The sequence below is a fragment of the Streptomyces sp. NPDC006476 genome (genome assembly GCF_040612015.1).
GTDB lineage: Bacteria > Actinomycetota > Actinomycetes > Streptomycetales > Streptomycetaceae > Streptomyces > Streptomyces griseorubiginosus_B.
The window spans coordinates 1-16,993 of record NZ_JBEXPK010000012.1; the positions used below are offsets into that span (position 1 = coordinate 1).

Sequence of the window (16,993 nt, forward strand, 5' to 3'; positions counted from 1 at the left end):
CCGGCGGCGCCGAACTCGCCGCCCTCAAACACGAACTCAGCCAGGTCCGCGGCGTCGACGTCGAGGAACTCCCCGAAGCGGCGGACCTCACCGCACCCGTCGCGGCGGGTCCGGAAGGGAAGGCCTGACATGGCCGGCGCCCTGGACCGCATCCGGGTCGGCTCGGCCCCCGACTCCTGGGGTGTCTGGTTCCCGGACGACCCGCGACAGGTGCCCTGGGAACGCTTCCTGGACGAGGTCGCCGAGGCCGGCTACCCGTGGATCGAGCTGGGGCCGTACGGCTATCTGCCGACCGACCCGGCCCGGCTCACCGAGGAGATCGCCAAGCGGGACCTGAAGGTGTCGGCCGGCACCGTCTTCACCGGCCTGCACCGCGGCCCCTCCGTCTGGGACGCCACCTGGGAGCACGTCAGCCATGTCGCCGCGCTCACCCAGGCGATGGGCGCCCGGCACCTGGTCGTCATCCCGTCCTTCTGGCGGGACGACAAGACCGCCGAGATCCTCGAACCGCCGGAGCTGACCGGCGAGCAGTGGGCGTACCTGACCAAGGGCATGGAGCGGCTCGGGTACGAGGTGAAGGAGGCCTACGGTCTCGACATCGTCGTACACCCGCACGCCGACACCCACGTCGACACCGAGGACCACGTCGAGCGCTTCCTCGACTCGACCGACTCCGAGCTGGTCAACCTCTGCCTGGACACCGGGCACTACGCCTACTGCGGCGGCGACAGCGTCAAGCTGATCGAGACCTACGGCGAGCGGATCGGCTATCTGCACCTCAAGCAGGTCGACCCGGAGATCCTCGCCGGGGTACAGGCCGAGGGCACCCCGTTCGGGCCCGCCGTGGCGCGCGGTGTGATGTGCGAACCGCCCTCCGGCGTACCGGAGTTGGGGCCGGTGCTGGAGGCGGCGCAGAAGCTCGGCGTGGAGCTGTTCGCCATCGTCGAGCAGGACATGTATCCGTGCGAGCCGGACAAGCCACTGCCCATCGCGGTGCGCACCCGCACGTTCCTGAGGTCCTGCGGCGCCTGACCACCCGGAGGGACGACCATGGCCCGGCACGAAACGCTGCGCGTCGCCGTCATCGGCACCGGGAAGATGGGCGCCGACCATGTCCGCCGTATCCAGGAGGTCACCAGCGGGGCCCGGGTGAGTGCGGTCGCGGACGTCGACGCGGAACGCGCCAAGGCCGTCGCCGCCCGCGTCGACGGCTGCACCGCCCACACCGACCCGGCCGCGGCGATGGCGGCGGCCGACGTCGACGCCGTGCTCATCGCCTCCCCGGGACCCGCCCACGAGGCGGCCCTGCTCGCGGCGCTCGAGCGCGATCTGCCCGTGCTGTGCGAGAAGCCCCTCACCCCGGACACGGCCTCCGCCCTGCGCGTCATGGAGGCCGAGCAGCGCCTCGGCCACCGCCGGGTCCAGGTCGGCTTCATGCGGCGCTACGACGCCGAGTACCAGCGGCTCAAGGCCCTTCTGGAGACGGGGCAGTTGGGCCGGCCGCTGATGCTGCACAACCGGCACCGCAACGTCGCCAGCCCGCCCGGCTGGACCAGCGAGATGCTGATCAACGACTCCGTGGTGCACGAGATGGACGTGACCCGCTGGCTCCTGGACCAGGAGATCACCTCGGTCACGGTGCTGCGACCCACCCCCTCCGCGAACGCCCCGGACGCGGTGCAGGACCCGCAGTTCGTGGTGTTCGAGACCGACGGCGGCGCCGTCGTCGACGTCGAGATCTTCGTCAACTGCGGCTTCGGTTACCAGGTCCAGGCCGAGATGGTCTGCGAACGCGGCACCGCCCGCGTCGGCGACGGTCACGCCCTGGTCACCAACATGGCCGGCCGCTGGGGCGGCACCATCGCCCAGGACTTCGTCGAACGCTTCGCCGACGCCTACGACCGCGAGGTCCAGGCCTGGGTCGACGCCACCCGCCGCGGAGAGGTCACCGGTCCCGGCGTGTGGGACGGCTACGCCGTCGCGGCCGTGTGCGAGGCGGGCGTACGGTCCCTGGAGGACGGCGGCCGGGTGCCCGTGGAACTGGTGGAACGGCCGCCGCTGTACCGGGTCAGCCGAGCGCTCGGGTGAACACGACCCGCGGCTGACCGGGCCCGTTGTACTCCTCCTCGACGCGCACGCCGAAACCCAGGCTGCGGTGGAAGGCGATCGAGCCCTCGTTGCCCACCGACGTGATCGCCTTCAGCCGCACCGCGCCCTGTCGCCCCGCGGCCTCGGCGAACGCGTCGTACAACGCGCGCCCCAGCCCCGTCCCCCGGGCGTCGTCCCGCGTGGCGACCAGATGCACGTACCCCGTGCCGCTGGGCGTGACGAAGCCGATCAGATAGCCGAGGACGCCCTCGTCCGAGCGGGCCACCAGACAGGTCTCCCCGAACTCGTGCACCAGCGGCAGCAGATGGAGCGCCCGCAGGTCACGCCCGCCCCAGTAGCGGGCGTGATCCGCCAGCACCTCCTGGATGTCGGTGATCCGGGCGGGCGTGATGACGGCACCCATCTCAGCCGCCGATCACGGTGCGCGGCCGCGGCTCGAACCCCGCCGCCCGGTAGCAGGCGTCGATCAGCGTCATCGTCGCCACCGCGTCCTGCGGACCCAACGGCAGCGGGGCACCACCGCGCACCCGCGCCGCGAACGCCTCCAGCTGGTACGTGTACGAGGACCGGGTGCCCAGCCGCTCCGTCCGCTCGCCCCGCGCCGTACGGACCACGACCCGGTCGTCCAGCTGCGGCAGCACGAAGTTCGGGGCGCTCACCTCGCCCTCGGTGCCGATGATCCGGCAGCTCATCTCCAGCTCGTCGAACGCCATGTGACAGCGGGCCGAGCTGGTCGCCCCGTTCGGGAACTCCAGCTCGGCGTCCAGCCACTCGTCGACGCCCGGCGCCCCCGCCCGTTCGCCGCCCCGCGCGGAGACCAGGCGCGGGGCGCCGCCCGCCCAGGGGGCCAGCATCCGCACGGCGTGCAGGCTGTAGCAGCCCAGGTCCATCACGGCGCCGCCCGCGAGGGCGAGGGACCAGCGGGGGTCGGTGTCCGGGGGAGCGGGGATCGCGACCAGCGTCTCCACCCGGCGCAGCTCGCCGATCTCGCCGCTCTCCACGATCTCGTGCAGGCGCCGGGTGACGGGGTGGAAGAGGTAGTGGAAGGCCTCCATGAACACCGTGCCGGCCTTCGCCGCCGCCTCCCGCACCGCGGTGGCCTCCTCGGCGTTGCTCGCCGACGGCTTCTCGCTCAGGACGTGCTTGCCGGCCGCGAGGGCGGCGAGGTTCCACGGGCCGTGCAGGCCGTTGGCGAGCGGGTTGTAGACGACCTCGACCTCGGGGTCCGCGAGCAGGTCGGCGTAGGAGTCCACGACCCGCTCCACGCCGTGCTCGGCGGCGAAGGCCTCGGCGCGGGACCGGTCGCGGGCGGCCACCGCGACGAGGCGGTGCCCGGCGGCGCGGGCCGGGTCGATCAGGGCGCGCTCGGTGATCCGCGCGGCGCCCAGGACGCCGATGCGCAGGGGTTCCGCGACCGCTTCGCTCATGACGGGTGTGCCTCCTTGATCGGTTGCTGCGGGTTCAGTGTGCCGGTGGGAAGTGCCGGCGGGCGAGGTCCTGGGCGTGGGCCACGGTGGACTCGATCAGCTCGAAGGCGGGCAGACCGCCGACGTGGTACGTGTTCGCCCGGCCCTGCAGCGCCTCCAGCCGGTCCAGGGCTCCGTCGGCGAGGTCGGCGCCGGCGAAGTGCGGCATGAACGCCCACGCGCGCCGCAGATGCACCTGCTCCAGCCGCCCGCCGAGGGCGGCGACGTCCTCGCGCAGCAGCGCGGAGACGTCCTCGGGACGGCCGTAGGAGTAGAAGGTCCGCACATCGCTGCCCGGGTAGCGGTGGTGGTACGAGACGCAGTGCCCCGTCGCCTCGCGGCTCGCGGTGTGCCGGCCGAGGAAGTAGAAGGCGTCCTCGGGCAGGCCCGGGGCGGAGGCGAGGGTGGTGTGGTAGGCGTTGAAGCGGACGCGTCCGGCGAGGTCGCGCTCCTCCTCGGTGGCGTCCAGGACCGGCAGGATCCGGTCCAGCGGGACGGCCAGCACCAGCGCGTCCGCCGACACCGGCCCGGAGTCGGTGTGCACCCGTACCCCCTCGGCGTGCCGCTCGACCGACAGCACGCGCGCCCCGCACCGCACGTCCTTCAGCTCGTCGGCGACCCGGCGCCACAGCGCGCCGAACCCGCCCACGACGGTGAACGCACCTGCGTGGCCCAGGAGTTGGGGCCTGGGGGACAACAGGCCGGTCATCTCGGCGTACTTGACGAAGTACAGCGCCGGCACGGCGTCGTCGAGATAGCCGTACCCGGCGGCCGTGTACCCGGTGCCGAACGACTCGGCCATCGACTCCAGTCCGTGCTCGGCCAGCCATGCGCCGACCGGGGCGGCCAGGGCCCGGGCGGAGTGGGCGAGCCCGGGTTCGGCGATGTGCGGGAACTCCCGTGCGCGCAGGGCACGGTAGCGCGGGAGGGCGTCGTCGCGCAGGAACGCCATGGCCTGCCGGGCGGCCTCGCGGCCCTCGGCGTCGAGGACGCGGTAGCGGCTGGTGCGCTCGGTCTCGACGTCCAGCTCGGCCACCAGCTCCGCGGTCCGCTCGTACATGGGGGTGCAGATGTGGCCGCCGAGGTCGTAGGCGTGCCCGTCGACGTCGACGCTGCGGCACTTGCCGGCCACGGTGTCCTGTTCCTCCAGCACGGTCACGCGGTGCCCGGCGCGCTCCAGTTCCCGGGCGATCGCGAGGCCGCTCGGTCCGGCGCCGACGACCACCGCGCTGCGGTGCCGGGCGGTGCCTTCGTACGGCGGGGACATCGGCTTCTGGCCGGCGTTCATGGTCGTCGCTCCTCGGTAGGCGGGACGTGATCCATCCCTTGCTCATACGTGGAGAGACGTGATGGTGTTCCGGGTGCCTGACGCCGGTCGGCACCCGGAACGGCGAAGCCGGGCCGGTGCCCGTCAGCCGGCGCGGACCTCGGCGATCGTCACCGGGCGGTGCTCGTGCAGGGACAGCGTGCAGGCGTCGGCGATCCAGCCGGCCTCCAGGGCGTCCGCGATCGTGCACGGCGAGGAGATCCTCCCGGCCACGACCTCGGTGAACGCGGTGAGTTCGGCGCGGTAGGCCTCGGTGAAGCGGTCCATGAAGAAGTCGTGCGGGGTGCCCGCCGGGAAGGTCACGCCGGGCTCGACCGAGCGCAGCGGGAGCTTGTCCTCCAGGCCCACCGCGATGGAGTCCTTGAAGCCGTGGATCTCCATGCGGACGTCGTAACCCCGGGCGTTGTGGCGGGAGTTGGACACCACGCAGATGGTGCCGTCGTCGAGGGTGAGAATCGCGCCGGTGGTGTCGGCGTCGCCCGCCTCCTTGATGTACTCGGCACCCCGGTTGCCGCCGACGGCGTACACCTCGACGACCTCGCGGCCGGTCACCCAGCGGATGATGTCGAAGTCGTGCACGCTGCAGTCGCGGAAGATGCCGCCGGAGGCGGCGATGTAGGCGGCCGGCGGCGGCGCCGGGTCCAGGGTGGTCGAGCGCACGGTGTGCAGGGTGCCCAGCTCACCGCTGCGCACGGCCGCGCGGGCGGCGACGAAACCGGCGTCGAAGCGGCGGTTGTAGCCGATCTGGATCGGCACGTCCGTGCCCTCGACCGCCTTGAGCACCCGCACGCCCTCGGCCATCGTCCTGGCCACCGGCTTCTCGCAGAAAACGGGGATGCCGGCCTCGACGCCGGCCAGGATCAGCCCGGGGTGGGCGTCCGTCGCGGCCGCGACCACGATGCCGTCGACACCAGCGGCCAGCAGGGCCTCCGGCGAGTCCACGACCTCGCCGCCGAACCGCTCCGCGGCGGACTTGGCGGCGTCCGCGAACGGGTCGCTGAGGACGAGCGACTCGACCACGTCGAGCCCGGAGAGGGTCTCGGCGTGGAAGGCGCCGATACGGCCGAGGCCGAGAATGCCGATACGCATGACGGTTGCAGCTCCTTGAACGGTTCTTGCGAGCGGAGGGGAGGTCGGTGAGCGGTTGTCGTGGGCGGAGAGGGGGGTCAGTCGAGGCCGCCGAGGACGTTCTGGTCCCAGTCGATCACCGATCCGGTCACCACGCCCGAGCGGTCCGACAGCAGGAAGACCACGAAGTCGGCGATCTCGTCGGGCTGGCCCAGCTTGCCCATCGGCAGCCTGGCCGCGGCCTGCTCGCGCCAGTCGTCGCCGGCGCCGTGGAAGGCCTTCTGCGTGGCGTCCTCGCCCTCGGTCGCCGTCCAGCCGATGTTCAGGCCGTTGATGCGCACCCGGTCGAAGCGGTGGGCGTGGGCGGCGTTGCGGGTCAGGCCGATCAGACCGGCCTTGGCGGCGACGTACGGGGCGAGGAAGGGCTGCCCGCCGTGCGCCGAGGAGGTGATGATGTTGACGACCGTGCCGGGCGCCTTGCGGGCGACCATGTCCGCGACGGCGGCCTGCATGGCGAAGAACGGCGCCTTCAGGTTGATCGCGATGTGCTGGTCGAACAACTCCGGCGTGGTGTCGAGGAGCGTGCCCCGGGAGGTGAGTCCCGCGGAGTTGACCAGGCAGTCGATCCGCCCGTACGCGGCGACCACGTCCTCCACGGCGGCCTTGGCCTGCCCGGCGTCCGCGAGGTCGGCGCGCACGAACATCGCCTTGCCGCCGGCGCCCGTCAGCTCGGCGACCAGCGCCTCGCCGGGCTCCGGCCGCCGGCCGGTGACGGCCACCACCGCCCCCTCGCGCACGGCGGCCCGCGCGATGGCGGCGCCCACGCCCTGGCTGCCGCCGTTGACGAGGACGACCTTGTCGTCGAGAAGTCCCATGAGTGTCCGGTGTCCTTTCAGCTCGTGCGCCGCTCGGCGCCGGCCCGGAGCGCGTCCCGCAGGGTCCGCGGGGTCCAGCCCAGGCTCAGCGCCTGGCGTACGACGTCCGCCTGCGAGGGCGGGGCGAGGCCGTCTACCGGCGGGTCGCTGTCGAGGTTGGTGGGGAAGGGGTAGCCCTCGGCGCTCGCGGCGATCACGTTCTCCAGCCAGGCCGTGTCGGCGCCGTCCGCCTTGCGCCGCAGCAGCACCGGGTAGACGGCGTTGGTCACCGCCTCCCGGTCCACGGTCTCCATCGCGCGTCCGAAGGCCGAGGACACCTGGAGCAGGTTGGCCATGCGCCGTACGTCCGTGGTGCGGTTGGTGCCGGCGGCGTGGAACAGCGCCGGGTTGAAGAAGGCGGCGTCGCCCTTGGCGAGCGGGAGCTGGACGTGGTGCTCCTTGAAGTACGCCTGGAACTCCGGCCGCCGCCAGGCCAGGTAGCCCGGCTCGTACGTCTGCGAGAAGGGCAGGTACAGCGTCGGCCCCGACTCGACCGGCATGTCGCGGTGCGCGACCGCGCCCTGCAGGGTGAGCACGGGGGAGAGGCGGTGCACCTGCGCCGGATACGCCGCGGCGGCCTCGTCGGAGAGGAAGCCGAGGTGGTAGTCGCGGTGCGCGGTCTGCGCGAGACCGCCCGGGTTGACCACGTTGACCTGCGAGGTCACCTGATAGCCGGGGCCCAGCCAGGCCTCCGAGACCAGGGCGAGCACGGGGTTGGCGTAGTAGTCGGCGAACGCCGCCGGGTCGTAGAGGGCCGCCTTCTCCAGCGCGTTCCACACCCGCTCGTTCGCGCCGGGCTTGGCGAAGTGGTCGCCGGCCGTCGCGCCCGCCGCGTACTGCTCGCGGATCAGCGCGTCGAACACCTCGGTGAGCCGGTCGACCACCGCCCCGTCGGGGAACGCCCCCCGGAACACCACGACGCCGGGGCCGTCGGTGAGCGCCCTGACCAGCTCCTCCTGGATGTCCCGGCGGTCCCGGGCCGCACCGAGGCGCCCGGCGTCGTACAGCAGGACGTTCCGCTCCACCCCGGAGGCGTGCGGATAGTCCGCGGGATCGGCCGTCCGCTCGACCAGCGCGCGGAAGGAGTCGAGGTCGCAGTCCTGCTCGGACAGCCAGGCACGGCGGTGTACGGCGGTGAAGGACATCTGCGTCCTCTCGGTGACAGGGGCGACTCAGCGCTGCCATTCTTGTCAGCACAAACCCGTCGAACAACCTGCAGGCTGCCATCAAAAACCCCTCAAGGAGACCCGAGGAGTCACCGCATGGGCCATCCCTTCCCGATCCGGGAGATCGCACGTCAGGCGGGCCTGAGCGAGGCGACGGTGGACCGGGTCCTCAACGCCCGGGGCGGGGTGCGCGAGTCCACCGTGCGGGAGGTCCGGCAGGCCATCGCCGACCTGGACCGCCAGCGCACCCAGGTCAGGCTGCTCGGCCGCACCTTCATGATCGACATAGTGATGCAGACCCCGGAGCGGTTCTCCACCGCCGTGCGCGCCGCCCTGGAGGCCGAACTGCCCTCGCTGCACCCGGCGGTCGTGCGCTCCCGCTTCCACTTCCGCGAGACCGGCCCGGTGGCGGAGCTGACGCGGATCCTGGACCGGATCGCCCGGCGCGGCTCGCAGGGCGTGATCCTCAAGGCACCGGACGTCCCCGAGATCACCGCCGCCGTCGCCCGCCTCGCCGAGGCCGGCATCCCCGTCGTCACGCTCGTCACCGACCTGCCCGCGACCGCCCGCCTCGGCTATGTCGGCATCGACAACCGGGCGGCCGGCGCGACCGCCGCGTACCTGATGGGCCAGTGGCTCGGCGACCGGCCCGGCAACGTCCTCACCAGCCTCAGCAGCGGCTTCTTCCGCAACGAGGAGGAGCGCGAGATGGGCTTCCGCAGCGTGATGCGCGCCCGTCACCCCGAGCGCGCGCTGGTCGAGATCGCCGAGGGCCAGGGCCTGGACGCCACCCAGTACGACCTCGTACGGGCCGCCCTGGAACGCGACCCGGACATCCGGGCCGTCTACTCCATCGGCGGCGGCAACATCGCCACCCTGCGCGCCTTCGAGGACCTGGGCCGCGAGTGCGCCGTCTTCGTCGCACACGACCTCGACCACGACAACACCCGCCTGCTGCGCGAGCACCGCCTCTCCGCCGTCCTCCACCACGACCTGCGCCAGGACATGCGCGAGGCCTGCCACATCGTCATGCGCGCCCATGACGCCCTGCCGCCCGCCGGACCCACCCTGCCGTCCGCGATCCAGGTGGTCACCCCGTACAACATGCCCCCGCAGGCGACGAGTTGAGGCCGCGCGTGACCGCAGCGACCGAAGAGGTGGAGATCGAGGGAGTCCGGCTGCTCGCCACCCTGACGCCGGGCGGCGAGATCGGACTGCTCGCCCTGCACGGCAGCAACGAGGGCGGTACGGCCGAGCTCGCGCGGTCGGTCGCGGGCCGCTGCGGCGCCACCAGCCTGGTCTTCACCCAGCCCGGCACGCGCCGGCCGGTGCACATCCCCTCCCCGCGCATGGCGGTGGAGCACTGCGCGCTCCTCAGGAGCTTCCTGGACCACGTCTCGGTCACGGTCTCCCTGCACGGCCACAGGCGCCCGGCGACGCCCCGCTCGGTCTTCCTCGGCGGCGGCAACCGGCCCGCGGCGCGGCTGCTCGCCTCCGGGCTGAGCGCCCTGCGACCGGAGTTCGACCCGGTCACCGACCTCGACGAGATCCCGCGCTCGCTGCGCGGGCTGCACGCCCGCAATCCGGTGAACCTGACCCGCCGGGGCGGCGTCCAGGTCGAACTCCCGCTCTCCGCCCGGACCGTGCGCTCCGGCGGCTGGGACCCGGCGGTCCCCGACACGCCTCCGCATCACGTCGTGGACGCCCTTGTCAAGGGCGTACGGATGCTCACAGAGTGATGGCGTACGCCTTGCGCAACGTCTCGTGCACGGTCCACCTCGTCCGGTCGCCCGCGCGCAGGACGGCCATGTCCCCGGGCCCCACCGTCAGCGTCGGCCCGTCCTCGACCTCGATGGTCGCCGAGCCGCTGACCACCACGAACAGTTCGTCCGCCTCGGTGTCGGTGACCACGCCGGGGGTGATCTGCCAGATCCCGCGGAGCTGCCGGCCGTCCGCCGACTCCCAGACGACCTTCCCGGTCACCTCCGGCGTTCCGGACACGATCTGCTCCGGGTCGAAGGGCTCGGGTTCGAGCTCGGCGTCCGGGACGTTCACGACGAAACTGTGGGTCATGCGGCGACCCTAGCGAGCCCCGGGGACGTCGGGCCGTGGACAGTGTGTGCGGTATCCGCCCAGGTGAAAGGACACATCGTCGCGACTGGCGAGCCGCACGGCACCGGGTGATCGTGGAGGGCATGGCGCAGAGCACGGCGGCCGCCTCCGGGCCGCACCGGCACGACACCCGCGAGACCGTCCTGTTCGGCGGCGTCTACGGCTCCGTCCTGGCCTGCTCCATGGTCGCGGCCCTCTCCCAGTACGGCCACAGCTCCCGCGCCAGCCGCCGCTACGACGCCCTGTGGCTGCTGGTGACCGCGCTGGCCTCCGCCCTCGCGCACGGCTACGCCCACTACATCGCCGAACGCGAACCGCACCGCCGCTGGGACGCCGTGCGCACCCTCGCCGAGGAATGGCCGCTGGTCACGGCCGTCCTCCCGACGGTGCTGCTGCTCGCGGGCGCCGGCTGGGGCTGGTGGCCGCCGAAGGGCGTCGAGTACGCGGCGTTCGTGCTGAACATCGTGCTGCTGTTCACCCTCGGCCTGGTCACCGCCCGCTGGTCGCGCCGCTCCTGGCCGGTGTCGGCCCTCACCGGCGTGGGGGACGCCTTGCTGGGCGTGGTCGTCGTGGTCGCCAATGCCGTCATCAAGTGACCCACTTCACTGTAAGGTCCTCCCCCGTGGGGACGGACATCGACGGCGCCATCGAGAGCAGATCGGCAGACGGACGCTGGCAGATCGAGGCCGATCTGCTGGACCTCAGGCCTCCGCGGGACTACGACGCCTGGGAGTGCCTGTTCGGCGTGCGCGGAACGGGCGACGTGGAGCGCCCCCTCTTCGCCGAGCGCGGGATCCCGGACGACCTCTCGGAGGAGGTGCGGGAGGCGGCGGTCGGCGACTACCAGTACAGCCACACCTACGCCACCTGGGCCGAGGTCCGCGCCGTGGACTGGGACGCGCCGCTCGCCGCCCGGCCCGCCTGGAACCGGGCACTCAGACGCGGCCCGGAGGGCGACGAGGTGGTACGGGTGACTCCCGGCCTGCGCGAGGCGGCGGCCAGGACCTTCGGCGGGGGAGACCTGTTGCTCGCCCCCGCCGAGTGGCCGCCCGGTGGCCAGGTGAGGCTGAACGACGCGGTGTACCGGCCGGTCCTGCTCACGGCCCGGATGCTCGCGCCGCCGAACGAGGGATGCTGGTCCCAGGTGTGGAGCGCCATGCGGGGCCTCGCGGCCGAGTGCGGCGACGAGCAGGTACGGCTGGTCGTCTGGTTCGGCTGACCGGGGCACCCGCGACCGGGTCCGCCGGGACGCCATGTAGGGCGTCAAGCTGAGCGTCGTCCAGGACTTCACCCGGACGGACGATCCTTGTGCGGTGCGGGAGTTCGGCGTGACGCGTTTCTCCCTCGCCGAACTCGGCCTGACGGAAGCCGACTTGCCCTCGGCCGCCGACATCTGACAAGCCGGAGGGCCGCCGTCCCGGTGAGCGGAACGGCGGCCGTGGGCGCGGAGATTGACGTGAGGTCAGGCCTTGGTGGTCGCGGCCTCGGTCTGCTCGTCCGCCTCGGCCGCCGTCGGCGCCGCCGGCTGCCGGCGGGGGATGAGGGCGGCGACGAGGAAGGCGAGCAGGGCGGCGCCGGCGCCGATGGCCATGACGACCTTGAAGCCGTTCTCCGAGGGAAGGGCGTGCCCGCCGAAGTCGGTGGTCATCTGGGCCAGGATCACGCCGGCGAGGGCGCTGGCGAAGCTGGTTCCCAGCGAACGCATCAGCGTGTTCAGGCTGTTGGCGGCACCGGTCTGCGACGGGTCCACCGCGCCCATGATCAGGGCGGGCAGCGCGCCGTAGGTGAAGCCGACGCCGGCGCCGATGACGCAGGAGACCAGGATGAGGTGCCAGACCTCGCTCATCAGGACGATGTTCAGGCCGTAACCGGCGGCCACGATCAGCGCGCCGATCATCAGGGTGACCTTGGGGCCCTTGGCCCTGGTGACGGCCGCGGATACGGCGGACATGGCCATCATGACCAGGCCCTGCGGGGCGAGCACCAGGCCGACCGTCAGCATGGACCTGCCGAGCCCGTAGCCCGTCCGGGTGGGCAGCTGCAGCAGCTGCGGCAGCACCAGGGACATCGCGAACATCGAGAAGCCGAGGGCGACGGAGGCCAGGTTCGTGAAGAGCACCTGGGGCTTGGCGGTGGTCCGCAGGTCGACCAGCGGGTGGGTGGCCCTGAGCTCGTAGAAGCCCCAGCCGACCAGGATCACCACGGCCGCGGCGCCCAGACCCAGCGTGATGCCGGAGGCCCAGCGCCAGTCACCGCCCTTGGACACGGCCAGCAGCAGCGAGACCAGACCGGCGGACAGTCCCAGCGAGCCGACCAGATCGAAGCGGCCCCCGGTACGCACCGTGGACTCGGGCACGATCAGCAGCACCAGCACGAGGGCGACGGCACCCAGCGCGGACGAGGCCCAGAACAGGATGTGCCAGTCCCACCTGTCGGCGATGAACGCGGCTGTCGGCAGCCCCAGCGCGCCACCGACACCGAGCGAGGCGCTCATCAGCGCGGTGGAACCCGCCAGCCGGTCGGCCGGCAGCGCGTCCCGCATGATGCTGATGCCCAGCGGAACCACGGCCGCGGCGAGGCCCTGCAGGGTACGGCCGACGATCATCGGGACCAGCGAGTCGGCGAGGGCGCAGACCACGGAGCCGGAGACCAGCAGCAGGATGCTGACCACCAGCATGCGCCGCTTGCCGATCATGTCGCCGAGCCGCCCCACGACCGGGGTGGCCACGGCGGCGGCCAGCAGGGTGGCGGTGACGGCCCAGGCGGTGTTGGACGCCGAGGCGTGCAGCAGGGTGGGCAGCTCGGGAACGATCGGGATGACCAGGGTCTGCATCAGCGAGACGACGATGCCGGCCAGAGCCAGGACCGCCACCACGACGTTCGGCTTCGGCGGGGCGGATGTCCCCGCGTCGGCGGTTCGGGTCAGGGCGTCGGACATGGCAGGGCCTCCGGACGAGGTTATTGCTTGATTTACGCAAGCATAGAAGGATTGATTGAGTCAAGCAAGCGAATGGACGGCCCCGTGGACGACATCCGCGCCAGCCGACAGCGGCCACGGCTCACCCTCCGTCGTGACCGTGACGGAGAGCCCGGCGTTCCCGAACGAGGCTGCAAGCCAGGGCAGTTGTGCGACACCGGGAGTCCCCGGACCGTCCGCGTCGTCGGCCCGGCGCAACAGGCCCGCGATGGACCGGAGTTCGCGTATGGCCGACTCGCCGGTCCCGGACGGTTCGGCGGCGATCCGCGCGGCCTCCTCCGGCCGCCACGGCAACTGCCGTACGACGGCGTCCGACCGGAGCTTGGCCAGGCGGGCCCGAGCAGTTCGAGCGGCGGCGGCTCTCCCGTCGGCCCGCCGATCAGCGCCACGGCGACCAGCACCGCGATACCGCCGGCGGCAAAGCATTCCTCGTTCGACGCGCGCCGGTAGGTGTCACGCGTCGAACGTGACGACGACCTTCTCCGCCGCGCCCGGCGTCATCGCGAGCTCGAACGCCCGCTCCGCCTCCGCGAACGGCACCCGGTGACTGATCAGCTTCGCGAACCGCTCGTGATGCTCGACGATCTCCGGCGTCACCTCGAAGATCTCCGTCGGGTACCCCTGGGATGCGATGAGCGTCAGCTCGCTGCGCAGCATGCCGCCGAGATCGATGTCCGCCCCCTTCTTCTGCACGGCGACCATGACGAGCTTCGCTCCCCATTTGGCGGCGTCGACAGTGGCTTTGAAGACGGCGGCCACTCCGGCGGCGTCGATGTAGATGTCGGTGCCGGCCCGCGGCTGGCCCAGGGCGTTGGCGGCCTCGCCGTGCAGTTCGGTCAGGCGGGCGGTGACGTCCTCGGTGGCGGAGTCGATGACCGCGTCGGCGCCGACGGCGAGCGCGGTCTCCAGCCGTTCGGGGATGACGTCGGCGACGACCACGTGCTGGACGCCGCGCAGCTTGAGCCAGATGGTCGCGCCCAGGCCGATGGGCCCGGCGCCGAAGACGACGACCTTGTCGGCGGGCCGCGCCTCGGAGCGGTTGACGCAGTGCCGGGCGACGGCCATCGGCTCGTTCAGCGCGGCCACGTCGAAGGGCACGGTGTCCGGGAAGACGGCGACCGTCTTGCCCATCTCGGCGTCCTCCAGCAGCAGGTACTCGCTCATCGCGCCGTGCTCGCCACCGCAGCCGATGATCCCCGAGGGCACGCCCTGCGGGTTGACCACCACCCGGTCGCCGACCTTGAGATCGGTCACCTCGGCGCCGACCTCGACGATCTCACCGGCCGGCTCGTGCCCGAGCGGGATCGACCGCATCGAGCCGTCGGTGCCGGCCGGCATGCCACCGATGTGCAGGAAGAAGGTGTCGGTGCCGCAGATCCCGCAGGCACGGATTCTGACCAGCACGTCCTTGGGGCCCGGCACGGGACGTTCGACGTCCACCAGGTTGATGTGGTTCTGGGCGCCGGTCTTGACGGACTTCATCGTGGCCATGGGAAGGCTCGCTTTCTATGGGGTGCGCCGGAGGGGGTCGCCGAGCATCACTGGCTTACTTGACTTAGGCAAGCACCTTGCATTACTTAAGTCAAGCAACTAAAGCGGGACGTATACTTGCCCGCAATACGGCGTACAAAATTGTTGACAATTCTGTCTCACTAAATTTAGGTTCGACACGCACTCACTCAGGGAGGGCAGCGATGCCGAACAAAGCCCGTCCGAGCACCGGGGAGCAGGCCAAACAGCATGCGCTCGCGCAGCTGCGGCAGGCGATCGCGCACGGCGAGATGGCACCGGCACAGCGACTGGTGGAGAACGAGCTCGCCGAGCAGTTCGGTGTGACACGGGCCAGCATCCGCGCCGCACTCATCGATCTCGAGGCCCAGGGCCTCGTCGAGCGGATCCGTAACCGCGGCTCGCGGGTGCGGGTGGTGACCGTCGAGGAGGCGGTCGCCATCACCGAGTGCCGCATGGTCCTGGAAGGACTGTGCGCGGCCAAGGCCGCCGTCGTGGCCAGCGACGAGCAGCTCGCCGAGCTGACCGAGCTGGGCACGGCGATGACCAAGGCCGTGGCCGACGGTGAGCCGGTGACCTACTCCGAGCTCAACCAGGAACTGCACGCCAAGGTGCGCGAGTTCTCCGGCCAGCGCACCGCCGTCGACCTGCTGGAGCGGCTCAACGCCCAACTGGTGCGTCACCGTTTCCAGTTGGCGCTGCGGCCGGGCCGTCCGCAGCACTCCCTGAAGGAGCATCTGGCGATGATCGAGGCGATCAGGACCAGGGACCCGCAGGCGGCCGAGGCGGCCGTCCGCGCGCACCTCACCAGCGTGATCGAGGCGCTGCGCGACTGAACGTGCGACGGCGGGCGCACACCGGAAAAGGGGAGTTCGACCCATGACCCAGGCCAACGCGCCCGCCCGTCCACGTTCCACCCTCGTCGTCACCGCGCATGCCGGGGACTTCGTGTGGCGGGCGGGCGGCGCCATCGCTCTGGCCGCCGCCCGCGGCGAGAAGGTCACCATCGCCTGTCTGACCTTCGGCGAGCGCGGTGAGTCGGCCAAGGCGTGGCGCGAGGGCAGGAAGCTGGAGGAGATCAAGGCGATACGCCGCCAGGAGGCGGAGCAGGCGGCCGCCGTGCTCGGTGCCGAGGTCCGCTTCTTCGACGCCGGCGACTACCCGCTGATCGCCTCGGCCGAGCTGACCGACCGGCTCGTCGCCGTCTACCGCGAGGTCCAGCCCGACGTCGTGCTCACCCACCCGACCGAGGACCCCTACAACGGTGATCACCCGGCCGCCAACCGCATGGCCCTCGAGGCTCGCATCCTGGCGCAGGCCATCGGTTACCCGGCCGAGGGCGACATCATCGGCGCCCCGCCGGTCTTCTACTTCGAGCCGCACCAGCCCGAGATGAGCGGTTTCCGGCCGGAGGTCCTGCTCGACATCACCGAGGTGTGGGACACCAAGCGCCGGGCGATGGAGTGCCTGGGCGCCCAGCAGCACCTGTGGGACTACTACACCGACCTCGCCGTGCGCCGGGGCGTCCAGCTCAAGCGCAACGCCGGCCCGAACCTGGGCCTGGCGCACACCACCATGGCCGAGGCGTTCATGCGGCCGTTCCCGCAGATCGCGAAGGAGCTGGCATGAGCGGCGTGATCGTCACCAACCCCCCGAAGGCGGACGCGAAGGACGTCGAGGCGCTGGCCGGGTTCGGGGTGGCCACCGTCAGCGAGGCGATGGGCCGTACCGGCCTGCTGGGGCCGGACATCCGCCCCGTCCAGCAGGGCGTACGGGTGGCCGGCACCGCCGTCACCGTGCTGAGCTGGCCCGGCGACAACCTCATGATCCACGCGGCGGTGGAGCAGTGCGGCGAGGGCGACCTCCTCGTCGTCACCACCACCTCGCCGTCCACGGACGGCATGTTCGGCGAGCTGTTCGCCACCGCCCTGCATCGGCGCGGAGTGCGCGGGCTGGTCATCAACGCCGGGATCCGGGACACCCAGGAGCTGCGCGAGATGGGCTTCGCCGCCTGGGCCCGGGCCGTCTCCGCGCAGGGCACCGTCAAGGCCACCGGGGGATCGGTCAACGTCCCCGTCGCCATCGACGGACAGGTCGTGCGCCCGGGCGATGTGATCCTCGCCGACGACGACGGCGTGGTCGTCGTCCCCCGTGAACGTGCCCGTGAGACCGTCGAGAGGTCCGAGGCTCGCGAGACCAAGGAGGCCGCCTCGCGCGCCGCCTTCCTCGACGGCCAACTCGGCCTGGACCGCTACGGCCTGCGCGAGAAGCTCAGCCAACTGGGCGTTGAATACCGCACGTTCGAGGAGTACGAGGGGGAGCGGCCGTGAGTGACGGGGTGCCCT

18 protein-coding genes and 1 pseudogene are annotated in these 16,993 nt (G+C 72.0%); 10 read left to right on the forward strand and 9 right to left on the reverse strand.

What is annotated here, in order from left to right:
- The 3 genes and pseudogenes from ABZZ74_RS15295 to ABZZ74_RS15305 form a co-directional block, all read left to right on the forward strand.
- A pseudogene (locus ABZZ74_RS15295) lies at nucleotides 1-128 on the forward strand (sugar ABC transporter ATP-binding protein); the annotation flags it as partial.
- Nucleotide 129: 1 nt separating this feature from the next.
- Nucleotides 130-1,032 (forward strand): sugar phosphate isomerase/epimerase, encoded by a 903-nt coding sequence (locus ABZZ74_RS15300; RefSeq protein ID WP_356764922.1) that lies wholly within the window; start codon nucleotides 130-132, stop codon nucleotides 1,030-1,032.
- 18 nt (nucleotides 1,033-1,050) lie between these two features.
- On the forward strand, nucleotides 1,051-2,088 hold the full coding sequence (locus ABZZ74_RS15305) for a Gfo/Idh/MocA family oxidoreductase (RefSeq protein ID WP_356764924.1): 1,038 nt from the start codon (nucleotides 1,051-1,053) through the stop codon (nucleotides 2,086-2,088).
- Here the strand turns inward: ABZZ74_RS15305 and ABZZ74_RS15310 are convergent.
- From ABZZ74_RS15310 to ABZZ74_RS15335, 6 genes are all read right to left on the reverse strand, one after another.
- Entirely contained in the window at nucleotides 2,069-2,512 is a 444-nt protein-coding gene (locus tag ABZZ74_RS15310; RefSeq protein WP_356764926.1) for a GNAT family N-acetyltransferase, read from the reverse strand. The genes ABZZ74_RS15305 and ABZZ74_RS15310 overlap by 20 nt on opposite strands.
- Nucleotide 2,513: 1 nt before the next feature.
- Nucleotides 2,514-3,536, reverse strand: a complete 1,023-nt coding sequence (locus ABZZ74_RS15315; RefSeq protein WP_356764928.1) for a Gfo/Idh/MocA family oxidoreductase — start codon at nucleotides 3,534-3,536, stop codon at nucleotides 2,514-2,516.
- Nucleotides 3,537-3,570: 34 nt separating this feature from the next.
- A complete protein-coding gene (locus ABZZ74_RS15320) occupies nucleotides 3,571-4,863 on the reverse strand; it encodes an FAD-dependent oxidoreductase (protein WP_356764929.1) in 1,293 nt (430 codons plus the stop codon).
- A gap of 123 nt (nucleotides 4,864-4,986) precedes the next feature.
- Nucleotides 4,987-5,991, reverse strand: a complete 1,005-nt coding sequence (locus ABZZ74_RS15325) for a Gfo/Idh/MocA family oxidoreductase (RefSeq protein WP_356764931.1) — start codon at nucleotides 5,989-5,991, stop codon at nucleotides 4,987-4,989.
- 77 nt (nucleotides 5,992-6,068) lie between these two features.
- A complete protein-coding gene (locus ABZZ74_RS15330; protein ID WP_356764933.1) occupies nucleotides 6,069-6,845 on the reverse strand; it encodes an SDR family oxidoreductase in 777 nt (258 codons plus the stop codon).
- A 17-nt stretch (nucleotides 6,846-6,862) separates the two neighbouring features.
- Nucleotides 6,863-8,029 (reverse strand): phytanoyl-CoA dioxygenase family protein, encoded by a 1,167-nt coding sequence (locus tag ABZZ74_RS15335; protein WP_356764935.1) that lies wholly within the window; start codon nucleotides 8,027-8,029, stop codon nucleotides 6,863-6,865.
- A 117-nt stretch (nucleotides 8,030-8,146) separates the two neighbouring features.
- On the opposite strand from ABZZ74_RS15335, the gene ABZZ74_RS15340 reads away from it, so the two are divergent.
- Entirely contained in the window at nucleotides 8,147-9,178 is a 1,032-nt protein-coding gene (locus ABZZ74_RS15340) for a LacI family DNA-binding transcriptional regulator (RefSeq protein ID WP_356764937.1), read from the forward strand.
- Nucleotides 9,179-9,186: 8 nt separating this feature from the next.
- Nucleotides 9,187-9,789 carry a poly-gamma-glutamate hydrolase family protein gene (locus ABZZ74_RS15345; RefSeq protein WP_356764939.1) on the forward strand — a complete coding sequence of 201 codons (603 nt, stop codon included), beginning with the start codon at nucleotides 9,187-9,189 and terminating at the stop codon, nucleotides 9,787-9,789.
- Here ABZZ74_RS15345 and ABZZ74_RS15350 read toward each other — a convergent pair.
- Nucleotides 9,779-10,123 (reverse strand): cupin domain-containing protein, encoded by a 345-nt coding sequence (locus tag ABZZ74_RS15350; RefSeq protein ID WP_356764941.1) that lies wholly within the window; start codon nucleotides 10,121-10,123, stop codon nucleotides 9,779-9,781. The genes ABZZ74_RS15345 and ABZZ74_RS15350 overlap by 11 nt on opposite strands.
- Nucleotides 10,124-10,245: 122 nt before the next feature.
- Here ABZZ74_RS15350 and ABZZ74_RS15355 point away from each other — a divergent pair, with 122 nt between their 5' ends.
- Nucleotides 10,246-10,758, forward strand: a complete 513-nt coding sequence (locus ABZZ74_RS15355; RefSeq protein WP_356764943.1) for a hypothetical protein — start codon at nucleotides 10,246-10,248, stop codon at nucleotides 10,756-10,758.
- A 26-nt stretch (nucleotides 10,759-10,784) separates the two neighbouring features.
- Nucleotides 10,785-11,381, forward strand: a complete 597-nt coding sequence (locus ABZZ74_RS15360) for a hypothetical protein (RefSeq protein ID WP_356764945.1) — start codon at nucleotides 10,785-10,787, stop codon at nucleotides 11,379-11,381.
- A gap of 243 nt (nucleotides 11,382-11,624) precedes the next feature.
- Here ABZZ74_RS15360 and ABZZ74_RS15365 read toward each other — a convergent pair whose 3' ends face one another.
- Both ABZZ74_RS15365 and ABZZ74_RS15370 read right to left on the reverse strand, forming a co-directional pair.
- Entirely contained in the window at nucleotides 11,625-13,100 is a 1,476-nt protein-coding gene (locus ABZZ74_RS15365) for an MFS transporter (RefSeq protein WP_356764947.1), read from the reverse strand.
- Between the two features lie 492 nt (nucleotides 13,101-13,592).
- Entirely contained in the window at nucleotides 13,593-14,630 is a 1,038-nt protein-coding gene (locus tag ABZZ74_RS15370; RefSeq protein ID WP_356764949.1) for a zinc-binding dehydrogenase, read from the reverse strand.
- A gap of 203 nt (nucleotides 14,631-14,833) precedes the next feature.
- Between ABZZ74_RS15370 and ABZZ74_RS15375 the strand changes: the two genes are divergently transcribed.
- The 3 genes from ABZZ74_RS15375 to ABZZ74_RS15385 are packed head-to-tail and all read left to right on the forward strand — an operon-like array spanning nucleotide 14,834 to nucleotide 16,978.
- The gene (locus ABZZ74_RS15375) at nucleotides 14,834-15,484 is read left to right on the forward strand and encodes a GntR family transcriptional regulator (protein WP_356764951.1); all 651 of its coding nucleotides are present in this window, start codon (nucleotides 14,834-14,836) and stop codon (nucleotides 15,482-15,484) included.
- Between the two features lie 43 nt (nucleotides 15,485-15,527).
- Complete coding sequence (locus ABZZ74_RS15380) at nucleotides 15,528-16,277, forward strand: PIG-L deacetylase family protein (RefSeq protein WP_356764953.1); 750 nt, start codon at nucleotides 15,528-15,530, stop codon at nucleotides 16,275-16,277.
- Entirely contained in the window at nucleotides 16,274-16,978 is a 705-nt protein-coding gene (locus ABZZ74_RS15385) for a 4-carboxy-4-hydroxy-2-oxoadipate aldolase/oxaloacetate decarboxylase (protein ID WP_356764955.1), read from the forward strand. Before ABZZ74_RS15380 ends, ABZZ74_RS15385 begins: the two co-directional genes overlap by 4 nt.
- Nucleotides 16,979-16,993: the final 15 nt, after the last annotated feature.